We start from the raw sequence: 12621 nt of genomic DNA on the forward strand, positions 1-12621 counted from the left end.
CGGTAGCCCTGTCTGGGGAACAGGGCCATGGCCAGCACGAAGTACACCATGACCCGGGCGGGCAGCATGCGGACGCGCTGTTGGGTTCGGCGGGTCAGCGACAGTACCTGGTCGACCAGGGCGGGAGTGACGAGCTGGGTGAGTTCACCCAGGTGTCCCGGGGCGAACACCCCGGCGCTGTCCGGTGGGGTGTGGGGCATGACAGACTGGTATGGCAACGGAGTTCCCGAACAGAGTGATCTTGGTCGACACTCGTTCTACAGGAACTCCGTTGTCTGCTTTTCAACCCCCTCAGACGCACCTCGCCCACCACCTCTTGACGCCGGCCACCAACACCTAACTTCCCGGCATTGGTTTGCAAACATGACTCGCGCACGCGGAACGTGCAACTCGCGAGGTTTGCAAAGTCAACTCGCGCGGGTGGGGCGGGTGTCGTAGTGCTGGCGGGCCTGTTCGACCTTGGGCAGGTTCTCGCTGGACCACTCGGCCAGGGCGGCGAACAGCGGGGCCAGACTGAGCCCCAGCTCGCTGATCTCGTACTCCACCCGGGGCGGCACCTCCGGGTAGTAGCGCCGCACCACCAGGCCGTCGCGCTCCAGCTGGCGCAGCCGCTGGGTCAACACCTTGGGCGTGATCGTGGTGATCCGCCGCTCCAGCTCCACGAACCGCTGGCGGCCGAACTCGTGCAGCGCCCACAGGATGGGCGTGGTCCACCGGCTGAACACGATGTCGACCACGGGCGACACCGGGCAGGCCTGCTCCGGGTCAACCGCTGTGGGCGTCGTCCTGGTCGAGTTGCCAGCCATGTCGTTCCCTCCACCGTCCACGTCCGAAAAAGGTAGCCACTTTCCTCTAGGTACCTACTATATCCAGGCTGTTAGCGTTCTCCCGTCAACCCAAAACACCGCTTCGACCAGCGGAAACGAACACGGGAGCAAACGATGGTCGTGATAACCGGAGCTACCGGCAACGTGGGTCGGGCGCTCACCCAGACCCTGGCCGCGGCGGGCGAACAGGTCACGGCGGTGTCCCGCCGACCGCCCGACGGGGGCGTGCCCGCCGGCGTACGGCACCGGCAGGCCGACCTGGCCGAGCCGGAGAGCCTGCGGCCGGTGCTCGACGGCGCGGACGCGCTGTTCCTCATGGTCGCCGGGGACGACCCGCACGCCGTCCTGGACGCGGCCAAGGCCGGCGGCGTGCGCCGGATCGTGCTGCTGTCCTCCCAGGGCGCCGGCACCCGCCCGGCCGACTACCGGCACCCGCGCTCCTTCGAGGACGCCGTCCGGCAGTCCGGTCTGGAGTGGACGGTGCTGCGGCCGGGTGGCTTCAACACCAACGCGTTCGCCTGGGCGCCCACGATCCGCGCCGAGCGGGTGGTGCGCGCGCCGTTCGGCGACGTCGGCCTGCCCACCATCGACCCGGCGGACATCGCCGAGGTCGCGGCCGCGGTGCTGCGCCAGGACGGGCACGCCGGCCAGACCTACGAACTCACCGGGCCGGAGCCGACCACACCGCGTCAGCGGGCCGCGGCCATCGGTGCCGCGCTGGGCACGCCGCTGCGGTTCGTCGAGCAGACCCGCGACGAGGCACGCGCGCAGCTGCTCCAGTTCATGCCCGAGCCCGTGGTGGCCGGCACCCTGGCGATCCTGGGCGAGCCGCTGCCCGCCGAGCAGCGGGTGAGCCCGGACGTGGCGCGGGTCCTCGGGCGGGCACCGCGCGGCTTCGCCGACTGGGCCGAGCGCAACGCCGAGGCTTTCCGGTGAGCCGGAAACGCCTGGCGGTGTCCGGTTCGACCCTGGCCTTCCTGGCCGAACCGCACCTGGCGACCCTGACCACGTTCCGGCCGGACGGTTCGCCGCACGTGGTGGCCGTCCGGTTCACCTGGGACGAGCGCGCCGGGCTGGCCCGCGTGCTGACCGTCGCCTCGTCCCGCAAGGCCCGCAACCTGCTGGCCCAGCCGGGCAGCCGGGCCGCGCTCTGCCAGGTGGCCGGCTTCCGCTGGGTCACCCTCGAAGGCCCGGCCACGGTGTCCACCGACCCGGTGCGGGTCGCCGACGCAGCACGCCGCTACGCCCGGCGCTACGCCGCACCAGCACCCAACTCACCGGACCGCGTCGTGATCGAGATCGCGGTCGACCGGGTGCTGCGCCTCAACAGCTGAGCCCGGAAAGCCCCGCGCACCAAGCAGGAACACCCACCACACCCAAGACGGAGAGCACTGTCATGCCCATCGTGAACGTCCTCGACTCGACCATGTCCCACCGGGAGATCGGCGCCGGCGCGCCCATGGTCTTCCTGCACGGCAACCCCACGTCGTCCCACCTGTGGCGGCACATCATGCCGGCCGTCGGCGATCCGGGCCGCCGGCTGGCGCCCGACCTGATCGGCATGGGCGACTCGGGCAAGCCGGACATCGACTACACCTTCGCCGACCACGCCCGCTACCTGGACGCCTGGTTCGACGCGCTCGAACTGGACAGCGTCGTGCTGGTCGGCCACGACTGGGGTGGCGCGCTCGCCTTCGACTGGGCCGCCCGCCACCCGGACCGGGTGCGGGGCATCGCGTTCCTGGAGACGATCGTGAAACCCATGTCCTGGCAGGAGTTCCCAGCGGCCGGCCGGGAACTGTTCCAGGCGCTCAAGACCCCGGGCGTGGGCGAGGCGATGATCCTGGACGACAACGCGTTCATCGAGGGGCTGCCCGGCACCGTGCTCACCCCGCTCAGCCAGGAGGACATCGCCGCCTACCGCCAGCCGTACCCGACGCGGGAGAGCCGGCGACCCATGCTCCAGTGGACGCGGTCGATGCCGCTGGGCGGGGAGCCGGCCGAGGTGGTCGAGCGGATCGAGGCGTACGACAGGTGGTTGGCGACCAGTGCCGACGTGCCCAAGCTGCTGCTGGCGTTCGAGCCGGGGCCGGGCGCCATGATGGGCCCGGAGCTGGTCGACTGGTGTGCCGCCAACATCGCCGGCCTGCAGATCGACCGGCACGGACTGGCCGGACACCACGCTCCGGAGGACCACCCCGAGGCGATCGCCGCGTCCATCGCGGCCTGGGCCGACAAGCACGAGCTGCGCTGAGCCGGGAACCCGCGCCGGGCGGCAACCGGGGATCGGGTGGAACCGACGGCTGGAGCCAACAGGGGAGGGGGAGCTGCTTCGGGTCAGGCCGGGCCCGAGGCCTGTTCGGGGGCCAACGCCGTCAGGTAGCCCTCGACGAAGGCGATGTAGTCGGCGTGGCTGAGGAAGAGCTTCTCCTCGGTCCAGAGGTTCTCGATCACCACGTGCTCGGGCAGGACCTGGGCAACGGTCTCGTTGCCCGACCAGAACGGGTAGTCGTCCGTGGTGGTCAACTCCGGGTGCCGCGCCTCCTCCGCGCCGAGCGCGAGCAGGTCCAGCCGCTGCTCGCTGTCCCGGAGCAGGTCGTAGACAACGCGGGCCTGGGGATTGGCGCTCGTGTCGACGTTGACCGAGACACCTCCGTCCGGGCGGCGCTCGAACTGGATGTTCACCGTCCACTCCCTTCGGACGACCCACCCACCGGCCATGCCGTTCGGACGTCGGCGAAGGTGGCGGTCATGGCATCCATTCCGGGCGAGACATAACCCCGGATCAACACATCCCGATAGTATCCCTCCCACGCCGCCCTGGGCAGCGAGTCCTGTTCGCCGCGGGGAGTGGGACGGCGTCGGCAACTGAACGCCACCCGAATGGCGTGCGCCACTTCCTCGCGTTCCCAGTGTTCCGGGAAGAAAGTCGCGAAGCGCTTTTCAATGATTCGCCCGTTCGGCAACAACCGCCGTGCCTCCGCCGCGTACACGCCGTTGGAATCGCTCACCGACCTCCGCTCCAGGCGAATGCCGTCGGGCAGCATTCCGTCCTGCACGTGGTGGAGTCCGGTGAGCAGCCAGCCGCGGCGGTGTCCCTGGAACAGGTGCCGGTCCAGCCTGGGCAGCAGGGGGTACTTGGGCAGCGCGAACGGCGCTGGCACGGGCACGTCGGCGGGCAGCGGGTACACCGGCTGGCCGGTCAGGGTCATGCCCAGCGCGCGGTTGATCCACCGCTCCACGTACTGGGTGCCGGTGCGGCAGCACGCCAGCAGGGCGGGCATCCGCTCCTGGGCGTGGCAGAACCGGGCGATGGCGGTGTCGACATCGCTCTGCCGGGTGCCCTGGCTCGCGCTGGTGAGCAGCAGCACGATCTCGTTGACCAGGTCGAGCACGTTTCCGAGCAGGTGTTCGATCTGTCCGACGAGATCGACCGCGCACGCGCACACGTCCGCGATCTGTTGGAACAGCGACGATTGGCCGGGCAATTCCCACCCCCAAGTCCGCCCCCTCCCTGGCTGACTCGGCGGCAGTCTACTGATCGGGGATTGGTGGAAATCGCGGCGGTGACCGAGCACGCCAATGCGCCGGTGAAGAATTTCCGTGACCGCGAGAAAGGCCGGAATGAATTGTCCGCGCCGGTCGCTGTTTCCCGACCGGCGGTGGAACGGCGGGTGCCCGCCAGCGCGGCCGCCGGGGAGGTGGCCACGGCGGACAGCGGGCCAGGACCGCCCTGGCTGGTTACCCCGACCGCTGGGCCACGGGCACAGCGCCGGTCGGGCCACCGGCCGGGCGACCGGTGGGGCTGCCGGCCGGGATACCGGTGGAGCCGCCGGCGGGGGGCGCCGCGAACCCGTTGTCCGCCCAGTGCTGCTGGGGCGGCCGGGCCGGCCACTGCGGCGACCGGCCGAGCCGGGCGACGATCTGGTCGAGGACGGGCGCGTCCGGGGCGACCTCCAGGCAGGGGCGGAACGCGGAGTTGTCCCGCTGCCGGCCGGGCCCGTCCGGCACCCGGCGCGCGGTGGCCAGCACGGTGCTGAGCAGTTCAGCGTCGTCCGGTCCGTCGAACAGCGGCTGGATGCCGATGGCGCGGGCCACGTCCCAGGTGTGCACCACGTAGTCCATCACGTGCGTGGTGATCGCCATGGGCGCCGGGAACAGCCCGCCGTCGAGGATCTCCGGCAGCCAGAAACCCCGTTCCAGCACGCCGTCCTCGGCGAAGGCCACGTCCACCAGCGCGGCCGACTCGGCGAACTGGCCGGCCGGGTCGCTGCCGACCGGACGGGCGGCCCAGACACCGCGGTCCTTGGTCTCGCCCCTGGCGACGGCGGCGATGCCGTGGTTCTGGCCGATCATGTGGGCGAGCAGTTGGCGCAGGGACCACTTCGCGCACGGGGTGGGCGCATTGAGCTGGCTGGCGTCCACGCGGTTGATGACCGAGAGCGCGACGTCCAGTGCGCGCTTGTCGAGCGCGCAAATATCCACCATGACGCCGAATCTAGCCCCCGGGTCCGACGAGATCGGATGCGGTGTGGGCGCTGGTGGGCCGCGGCGGCGCGGGGCCCACGTGCCTGGTGGCGGCGGCCTGGCGCGCCCACACCGACGGGGTGCGGCAGCGCCCTAGAGTTCCTCGCCGACCAGGGCGGCGGTGGCGGGCACGGTGCGCGGGTCGGGCTGCTTGGCCGGGACGGCCAGCAGGCCCGCGGCCACCACGCACAGCACCGCGGCGACCACGAACGGCGCGTGCGCCGAACCGAACCACTCGGCCAGGTGACCGACCAGGGTCGCGGCGGCGGCGCCGCCCAGCCACCGGCAGAAGTTGTAGCCGGCGCTGGCCACCTGGCGCGGGGCCGGGCTGATGCTCATGGCCGTGCCGGTGAACAGCGTGTTGAGCAGGCCGGACACCACGCCGCTGACGATCACCGCGACGACCAGCACCGGCTTGCTGGGCACCGCGAGCACGGCCATCAGCACGGCGTAGCCGATCACCGACACCACGGTGGCGTGCCGCTCACCGAGCCGGCCGGCCAGCTTGGGGGCCAGCACCACGCCGGCCACGGCCACGCACACGCCCCAGCCGAAGAAGATCAGCCCGACCTGCACGGCGGTGTAGTTGAGCACGAACGGGGTCCAGGCGAGCACGGTGAAGAACGCCGCGGTGTAGAGGGCCGAGCCCAGCGCGGTGCGCAGCAGGCCGCCGTGACCGAGCGCGCGCAGCGGGTCGGCGATGCGGACCCTGGCCCGGGCCTCGCGCGCGTCGGAGTTGAGGAACACCGCGCAGAGCACCAGGGCCACGGCCATCAGCACGGCGGTGCCCAGGAACGGGCCGCGCCAGGAGATGCTGCCGAGCAGGGCCCCGAGCAGCGGACCGACCGAGAGGCCGAGGCCGAGCGCGGCCTCGTAGAGCAGGATGGCGCCCTTCTGCCCGCCGGTGGCCGCGCCCACGATCACCGACAGGGCGGTGGCGATGAAGAAGGCGTTGCCCAGCCCCCACAGCGCGCGCAGACCGACGAGTTGGCCGATGGTGCCGGCCGCCGCGCACAGCAGGGTGGCGATCACGATCAGCACCAGGCCGGTGATGACCGTGCGCTTGGCGCCGAACCGGGCGCTGGCGGCTCCGGTGACCAGCATGGCGACCACCTGGACGCCCAGGTAGGAGGAGAACAGCAGGGTGACCTGGGACGGCGTGGCGTTCAGGCCCTGCGCGATGGACTGGAGGATGGGATCGACCAGGCCGATCCCCATGAACGCGATCACCGCGGCGAACGCCGTGATCCAGACCTGCTTGGGCTGGCCCTTGATCGCGTCGAGCAGCTTGGGGTGTGCGTCAGCGCTCATCGCGTGGCATTCCTTCTTCTGCGATTTCGGGTCGAGGTGACCACCGCCTCGAACTCAGTTAGCAATACTAATCGTTTTTTCTTCGTAAAGCTAAGTAACACCCCTCACAGGAACGTGACGATCAGACAGCGCTGCGTGATGTTGGCGAAGGCGCTGGCCGGGAGATCAGCGGCGCGAGTTCTTCCGGCCGCTGCGCGCCACCGGCACGTAACCTCGGCCCCGTGGCTGAACCTGTGGCAGTGATCTTCGACCTCGACGGCGTGCTCGTGGACTCCGAGCAGCAGTGGGACCGGGTGCGCCGCCGGGTCGTCGCGGACAACGGCGGGCGCTGGACGGACGAGGCGACCACGGCCATGCTCGGCATGAGCACGCCGGAGTGGGCCAACTACCTGGTCGCCGACCTGGGCGTGGCCCTCACCCCGGACCAGGCCGCCAGCACCGTGATCGAGGAGATGGCCCGCGGGTACGCGGCCGGCCCGCCGGTGCTGCCCGGCGCGGTCGCCGCGGTCCGGGCGGTGGCCGCCGACCACCCGGTGGCCATTGCCAGCTCGTCACCACCGGTGCTGATCAGCGCGTTCCTGTCGGCCACCGGCCTGGAGGAGGTCGTGCGCACAGCGGTGTCCAGCGAACAGGCCGGGGCGGGCAAACCAGCCCCGGACGTGTACCTGCTGGCGGCGCGGCGGCTGGGGGTGGCGGCCGAGGCGTGCGCGGCCGTGGAGGACTCCACCAACGGCCTGCGCGCCGCGCTCGCCGCCGGCATGACCGTGTTCGCCGTGCCCAACCCGCACTTCCCACCCGACCCGGAGGTGCTGGCCCAGGCCACCGCCGTGCTCAACAGCGTGGCCGACCTGCCCGCCGCCCTGGCCGGCCAAGCCTGACCGACCGCGCTGGCCGCACCGGCAGCGTGGCCTGCGCCGGCTGTCCGCGTGGCGGGCGGCCAGCGGCCCGGCGGCCGACTACCGGGTTGGCCGGCCACCGGGTCGCAGCCCGTTGGCCACGCACATCACCAGGGCCAGGGCCACGGCGACGAGTTTCTCCCCCATCGCCGACAGGCAGTACGGGCAGCGCTCGGCGTCCGGGAAGTCGCGCTTGTCGGTCGTGCTCTCGGTGAGCACCTTGGTGCAGGCCGCGTCGTACATGCCGTCCCTGGTCCCCTTGGCCTGGTCGAGCGAAACGGCATGACACAGGCCATCTCGGGTGGACTTCCACCAGACGTGCTCAGCTTCGGGCTCTTCGATCATCGCCGCTTCTCCGGAAAACAGGTTGCGCCACTGCACACGGGAATACGGCGTTCCTGCCGTCCGCCCGTGATTTCGGTGCCTTTTCGTAGCAGATCAGGGGCTGACTTCAGTATCCCGCCGCGTGAGGACATCGGCACAAGCTGCCGTTTCAGCAGATGATGGAAGCCAGCGACACGGCGCCGGTTCCAAAGTTCACTCGAAAGTGTGAGCCACCGGTCGGGAACGCGAGCCGCTTTCAGAACCGCCAGCCCGTTGGTCGTTGTCTTTGTCAACACAAGAAGAGTTACCAGATCACCAAGTGCCACCCGGCCGGCCTGCGCCAACAAGCGGGCCAACGCGCGCGGACCACGGCCCGGAGGCAGCTCCGTCGCGTTGGACCGCCACCACCCAGCCCACCGGGTGGTTTCCTCGTCACCACCTCGTTTGAGCGACGGCGAATCGGTGCCGATTTCACCGGACAAGACGACCCGAACCGCGACGACGAACTGCGGTAAAAATCCTTTGCGACCATTGACCGGCGGCGGGTTGGACGAATTCAGGAATGCACACCCGGGGCCCAGTTGAATTCCGGTTGGGGCGGCACGACTTGTGCGGATCCGGCGCGCGGGTGCGGGGCACCGCACTGGGCGGCCGACGCGCGGCGGTGGTTGTGCGGGCCCCGCGCCGTCGCGCTCACTGGTCGCTCCTGGTCACCCGAATGGCCCTACCCGATGCTGCGCTGTGGTGCGTTCGCCGCTCGCTGGCGCGCGCCGGCAGGGGAAAGGGCCAGGTCAGTGGGGTGCGCCGACCGATCAGCACGAATGTGACCGCGCACCGAGTTGTCCACAGGCCGGTGAGTTATCCACAGCCGCTGATCGTGGGCCTGATTTCGGCCGGGGTGGTCGATAGGCTTGACCTGGGGTCGCCCCCCGGGTGGGTGGGGGACTGCCCTGGCACCGCGCGAACGCCACCCCGGGGCCAGCCGGCTGCCCGCGGTCGGCCAGCTGCGGCCCTGGTCACTGCGTGGTCTCCGGGTGTCGTCGCGGCAGGAGCGTGGCAGCACGCTGACCTAGGCTCTGCCGCATGGCAACAGCACAGCGAGTCGCGGTGGTGACCGGCGCGGCACAGGGCATCGGCAGGCGCGTGGTCGAGGCACTGCGGGCCGAGGGGTACGCGGTCGTGGTGTTCGACCGACAGGAGGTCGACGCGCCGGACGGCGGTCTGGCGGTGGCCGGCGACGTGTCCGCGCAGGCCGATGTCGCGGCACTGGCCGAGCAGGTGCGGGACCGGTTCGGCCGGGTGGACGTGCTGGTGAACAACGCCGGCATCTCGTTCATCGTGCCGGCCGAGGACACCGAGCCCGAGCAGTGGCGCCGCGTTCTCGACGTCAACCTGACCGGGCCGTTCCTGCTGTGCCGCGAGTTCGGCCGGGCCATGCTGGCCGCCGGCAGCGGGTCGATCGTGAACATCGCCTCGGTCGCCGGCCTGAGCGGGGTGGCCGACCGGGCCGCCTACAACGCCAGCAAGCACGGTCTGATCGGGCTCACCAGGACGCTCGCCGTGGAGTGGGGCGGCCGCGGGGTGCGGGTGAACGCGGTCTGCCCCGGCTGGGTCAAGACCGAGATGGACGCCGCCGACCAGGCCGGTGGCAGCTACACCGACGCCGACATCATCGACCACGTCCCCTCGGCCCGGTTCGCCACGCCCGACGACATCGCCCAGGCCGTTGCCTTCCTCGCCGACCCCACCCGCAGCGGCTTCATCAACGGGGTGGCGCTGCCCGTCGACGGCGGCTGGACCGCGGACGGCTCCTGGCAGTCGCTGCGACTCAGCAAGCGCTGAGCACCGTCGTTCCGGGCGGCGACGGCACGGGGGCCGAGCACGCCCCGACGTCAGCCCGTGGTTTCCCAGATGGTCACGGCCAGCTCGACGGTCGGGTTGAAGTTGGTCTCGTCGAAGCCGACCACCCGGGCGAACCCCAGCCGGTTCTCCTTGGACGCGAAGCAGAACACCGAGTCCTTCTTGAGTTCGACGCTGTCGACCGAGTGCGTGGCAACGGCGGTGGCGCAGTCGTCGATCGTCGGCTCGGCCGTGCCGCTCAGCCTGCCCAACGCCGCCGCCTGGTACCGGTGGACGGTGTCGTTGAAGGCGTTGGCGTAGAAGAAGTCCATGTCCTGATCGCGCTCCGGCGGGCTGGGCGGCACGGCGTCGGCGTCCATCCCGACCAAGCCCAGGGTGTAACCGCCGCTCCAGCGCACCGCGCCGTTGCGCCCGCTGGTGGTCGTGGTCGTCGGCGCGGCAGTGCTCGTCCTGGTGGCGGTGGTGCTCGGGCCGCGGCTGGGGGTGCTTTCCGGCTCGGTGCTGCCCGAGGCGGCCACGGCCGTGGTCCCCGGTTCACCCGCGGCCGTGGGTGAACCGGGGATGCTCGCCGAACCCTGGTCGCTGATGAACAGCGCGAGCAGGCCGGCGATCGCGGTGATCAGGGTGGCCAGCGCGGTGAGCACCCCGGTCAGGCCGGACCAGAAGCCCTTCTTGTCCGCACCGCCGTCGTCAGCCGGTCTCCTGGTTTCCGAACCGTTGGTCTGCGTCACGTGATCCCCCTGCACACCGACCCCGTCCGTTGCCCAACGGCCGCAGCCGACACGTCGGGCCGACACGTCCGTCCGGGTGGCGCGAAGCGGCGGCCACGCCGTGCGGCAGCGTTCGTTCGACCCTAGTGGTTCCGCTCACCCCAGCCCACCCGAACTGACTACGCTCGCCGCCATGATCTGTCCGAAGTGCCAGAACACCATGCGCACCTACGACCGGGAGGGTGTGCACCTGGAGCAGTGCGAGAGCTGCCGGGGCATCTTCCTCGACCGGGGTGAGCTGGAGCAGATCGTGGCCGCCGAACGCGCCCACGCCGAGCGGAACGCCCGTTACGTGCCGCCGGTCGCGACCCCGTCCCCGGCGTACCAGTCCGACCACGGGTACGGCCACGACCACCAGCAGCACGGCCAGTACCGCGCCGACCACCAGCGCGCCGACCACCACCACTACGACCACCACGAGAACCGGCGGCCCCGGAGCTTCCTGGAGGAGCTGTTCGACTGACCCGCACGCCGGGCGTCGACCAGCTCCCGACCAGCACATCCCGCTGACCGCACCCCGTTGACCACGTCCGCCGGCACCGCGACCGGCGGACCACGGCAGGCGGACCACGGCAGGCCCCGCCACTGGCCGGACCATCGCTCGTTCGGCGGCGCTCCCCGGAACCCAGAACTCACTACGCTTTATCCGCGCCGGATCCGACCTTCTTGTCGAACACGATTCGTCGACCACGATTCCGGGGAGAAAACCATGGCGCTGGCCAAAAGGGGCACCAAGCTCATTGTTGTCGACGGCGAGCCGTACCGGTGGACCGTGGACCCGGACGACAAACCCGGGCTGGCGATCCTGGTGGAGCGGGACGAGGGGTCCGGACAGCGGATGGTCACCTGGATCGACCACGGCACCTCCGTCACCCCCGGCCTGGTCGCCAAGGTCATCCGCCGGGCCCTGGACAACGGGTGGACGCCGCGCGAACGCGCCAAGCAGCTCACCTTCCGCATCGAGGCGGACGAACTCGCCGAGCTGATCCCACCACCCCAGCCGGCCGAGGCACAGCCGGCGAGCGGCCGGCCAGCTGACAACAAGCCGGTCCACTGACCGCTAGTCGCCAGGCAGGCCCACCTCGACCACCAGTCCGCCCTCACTCCCCGGACGCGCGGTCACCGCGCCGTCGTGCGCCCCGGCGATCGACCGCACGATCGACAACCCGAGGCCGGCACCGTCCTGGTGGTGGGTGCGATCGGCCCGCAGGCGCCGGAACGGGTCGAACAGCCTGGTCACCGCGTCGGCCGGCACGTGGGGTCCGGAGTTGGCCACGGTCAGCGCCGGCTGGGTCGACACGGCGACCCGCACCCACCCGCCTGGTTCGTTGTAGAGGATCGCGTTCCGCACGAGGTTGGCGACCAGCCGCTCCAGCAGCACCGGATCACCCGGCACGGTGCGGTCGACGCCCTCGTGCGTCACGGTGACCTGGTGCGCGGCGGCCAGTTCGGCGTGGTCGGCGACAACCCGGTCGGCCACCTCGTCCAGCCGCACCGGTACCCGGCCGTTGATCCCCCGGTCGCTCTCGGCCAGCACCAGCAGGCCCTCGATCAGCCGCTCGCTGCGTTCGTTGGTGAGCAGTAGCTGCGTGCCCAGCCGTTTCACGTCCTCGCTCGCCCCTGGCATGCGCATGGCCACCTCCACCAGGGTGCGCTGCACGGCCAGCGGGGTGCGCAGTTCGTGCGAGGCGTTGGCGGCGAACCGGCTCTGACTGTCGAACCCGGCGGCCAGCCGGTCCAGCATCCCGTTCAGCGCGGCGGTGAGTTCGTCGAGTTCCCGGCTGGTGCGCGGCATGGTCAGCCGCTCACCGAGGTGGTGCGGCCCCAACCGGCCAGCGGTCTCGGCCATCACGGCCAACGGCCGCAGCGCCAGGCGGGCGAACAGCCAGCTGACCAGGATGACGACCACTCCCGCCGACACGACATACCACATCAGCCGCCACTGGAACTCCGTATTCAGGCTGAAGTTCCAGACCATGAATTCCAGCCCTTTCAGGATGCGGCCGGAGTAGCTGGCGGAGAAGGCCATCGCACCGAGCAGCAAGCCCAGCAGGAACACCACGCCGCACAGCAGGGTGATCCGACCGCGCAGGGAGCGGGGCCAGC

At 70.9% G+C, this 12621-nt stretch carries 16 protein-coding genes; 7 read left to right on the forward strand and 9 right to left on the reverse strand.

The window, feature by feature from the left end; all coding sequences use genetic code 11:
• Together LX83_RS29140 and LX83_RS29145 are read right to left on the reverse strand one after the other, a co-directional pair.
• Positions 1-200 (reverse strand): transposase domain-containing protein (locus tag LX83_RS29140; protein ID WP_253777129.1); only part of this gene is annotated, 200 nt, incomplete at its 3' end.
• A gap of 207 nt (positions 201-407) precedes the next feature.
• A complete protein-coding gene (locus LX83_RS29145; RefSeq protein WP_253777131.1) occupies positions 408-806 on the reverse strand; it encodes a winged helix-turn-helix transcriptional regulator in 399 nt (132 codons plus the stop codon).
• Between the two features lie 135 nt (positions 807-941).
• Here LX83_RS29145 and LX83_RS29150 point away from each other — a divergent pair, with 135 nt between their 5' ends.
• From LX83_RS29150 to LX83_RS29160, 3 genes are read left to right on the forward strand one after another with little or no spacing between them, the layout of a single operon-like run.
• Entirely contained in the window at positions 942-1763 is an 822-nt protein-coding gene (locus LX83_RS29150) for an NAD(P)H-binding protein (RefSeq protein WP_253777134.1), read from the forward strand.
• Positions 1760-2161: a pyridoxamine 5'-phosphate oxidase family protein gene (locus tag LX83_RS29155; protein ID WP_253777136.1), complete on the forward strand. Its 402-nt coding sequence runs from the start codon at positions 1760-1762 to the stop codon at positions 2159-2161. The genes LX83_RS29150 and LX83_RS29155 overlap by 4 nt, the downstream gene beginning before the upstream one ends.
• Complete coding sequence (locus tag LX83_RS29160; RefSeq protein WP_301329136.1) at positions 2158-3081, forward strand: haloalkane dehalogenase; 924 nt, start codon at positions 2158-2160, stop codon at positions 3079-3081. The genes LX83_RS29155 and LX83_RS29160 overlap by 4 nt, the downstream gene beginning before the upstream one ends.
• Before the next feature lie 83 nt (positions 3082-3164).
• Here LX83_RS29160 and LX83_RS29165 read toward each other — a convergent pair whose 3' ends face one another.
• The 4 genes from LX83_RS29165 to LX83_RS29180 form a co-directional block, all read right to left on the reverse strand.
• Positions 3165-3512 (reverse strand): hypothetical protein, encoded by a 348-nt coding sequence (locus LX83_RS29165; protein WP_253777141.1) that lies wholly within the window; start codon positions 3510-3512, stop codon positions 3165-3167.
• Positions 3509-4315, reverse strand: a complete 807-nt coding sequence (locus LX83_RS29170; protein WP_253777143.1) for an EndoU domain-containing protein — start codon at positions 4313-4315, stop codon at positions 3509-3511. Before LX83_RS29170 ends, LX83_RS29165 begins: the two co-directional genes overlap by 4 nt.
• Before the next feature lie 253 nt (positions 4316-4568).
• Positions 4569-5315: a TIGR03086 family metal-binding protein gene (locus tag LX83_RS29175; RefSeq protein WP_253777145.1), complete on the reverse strand. Its 747-nt coding sequence runs from the start codon at positions 5313-5315 to the stop codon at positions 4569-4571.
• A 132-nt stretch (positions 5316-5447) separates the two neighbouring features.
• Positions 5448-6665, reverse strand: a complete 1218-nt coding sequence (locus tag LX83_RS29180; RefSeq protein WP_253777147.1) for an MFS transporter — start codon at positions 6663-6665, stop codon at positions 5448-5450.
• Positions 6666-6886: 221 nt separating this feature from the next.
• Here LX83_RS29180 and LX83_RS29185 point away from each other — a divergent pair, with 221 nt between their 5' ends.
• Positions 6887-7543: an HAD family hydrolase gene (locus LX83_RS29185; RefSeq protein ID WP_253777149.1), complete on the forward strand. Its 657-nt coding sequence runs from the start codon at positions 6887-6889 to the stop codon at positions 7541-7543.
• A gap of 78 nt (positions 7544-7621) precedes the next feature.
• On the opposite strand, the gene LX83_RS29190 is transcribed toward LX83_RS29185, so the two are convergent.
• Positions 7622-7906, reverse strand: coding sequence for a hypothetical protein (locus LX83_RS29190; protein ID WP_253777151.1), 285 nt, complete (start codon positions 7904-7906; stop codon positions 7622-7624).
• A gap of 1062 nt (positions 7907-8968) precedes the next feature.
• Between LX83_RS29190 and LX83_RS29195 the strand changes: the two genes are divergently transcribed.
• Positions 8969-9727, forward strand: coding sequence for an SDR family NAD(P)-dependent oxidoreductase (locus LX83_RS29195; RefSeq protein ID WP_253777152.1), 759 nt, complete (start codon positions 8969-8971; stop codon positions 9725-9727).
• 50 nt (positions 9728-9777) lie between these two features.
• On the opposite strand, the gene LX83_RS29200 is transcribed toward LX83_RS29195, so the two are convergent.
• On the reverse strand, positions 9778-10476 hold the full coding sequence (locus tag LX83_RS29200; protein ID WP_253777154.1) for a hypothetical protein: 699 nt from the start codon (positions 10474-10476) through the stop codon (positions 9778-9780).
• Positions 10477-10648: 172 nt separating this feature from the next.
• On the opposite strand from LX83_RS29200, the gene LX83_RS29205 reads away from it, so the two are divergent.
• A complete protein-coding gene (locus tag LX83_RS29205) occupies positions 10649-10978 on the forward strand; it encodes a TFIIB-type zinc ribbon-containing protein (RefSeq protein WP_253777156.1) in 330 nt (109 codons plus the stop codon).
• Between the two features lie 246 nt (positions 10979-11224).
• Complete coding sequence (locus LX83_RS29210) at positions 11225-11572, forward strand: hypothetical protein (protein ID WP_253777158.1); 348 nt, start codon at positions 11225-11227, stop codon at positions 11570-11572.
• 3 nt (positions 11573-11575) lie between these two features.
• Here the strand turns inward: LX83_RS29210 and LX83_RS29215 are convergent, their stop codons facing one another.
• On the reverse strand, positions 11576-12577 hold the full coding sequence (locus LX83_RS29215; protein WP_253777160.1) for a sensor histidine kinase: 1002 nt from the start codon (positions 12575-12577) through the stop codon (positions 11576-11578).
• Positions 12578-12621 lie beyond the last annotated feature (44 nt).

Source organism: Goodfellowiella coeruleoviolacea (genome assembly GCF_024171785.1).
Classification (GTDB): domain Bacteria; phylum Actinomycetota; class Actinomycetes; order Mycobacteriales; family Pseudonocardiaceae; genus Goodfellowiella; species Goodfellowiella coeruleoviolacea.

What these genes read in the sequence shown, in the direction of transcription:
- LX83_RS29195 (WP_253777152.1), top strand. Translation starts at nt 8,969, where the DNA reads ATGGCAACAGCACAGCGAGTCGCGGTGGTGACCGGCGCGGCACAGGGC.
- LX83_RS29190 (WP_253777151.1), bottom strand. Translation starts at nt 7,906, where the DNA reads ATGATCGAAGAGCCCGAAGCTGAGCACGTCTGGTGGAAGTCCACCCGA.
- LX83_RS29210 (WP_253777158.1), top strand. Translation starts at nt 11,225, where the DNA reads ATGGCGCTGGCCAAAAGGGGCACCAAGCTCATTGTTGTCGACGGCGAG.
- LX83_RS29150 (WP_253777134.1), top strand. Translation starts at nt 942, where the DNA reads ATGGTCGTGATAACCGGAGCTACCGGCAACGTGGGTCGGGCGCTCACC.
- LX83_RS29205 (WP_253777156.1), top strand. Translation starts at nt 10,649, where the DNA reads ATGATCTGTCCGAAGTGCCAGAACACCATGCGCACCTACGACCGGGAG.
- LX83_RS29175 (WP_253777145.1), bottom strand. Translation starts at nt 5,315, where the DNA reads ATGGTGGATATTTGCGCGCTCGACAAGCGCGCACTGGACGTCGCGCTC.
- LX83_RS29145 (WP_253777131.1), bottom strand. Translation starts at nt 806, where the DNA reads ATGGCTGGCAACTCGACCAGGACGACGCCCACAGCGGTTGACCCGGAG.
- LX83_RS29180 (WP_253777147.1), bottom strand. Translation starts at nt 6,665, where the DNA reads ATGAGCGCTGACGCACACCCCAAGCTGCTCGACGCGATCAAGGGCCAG.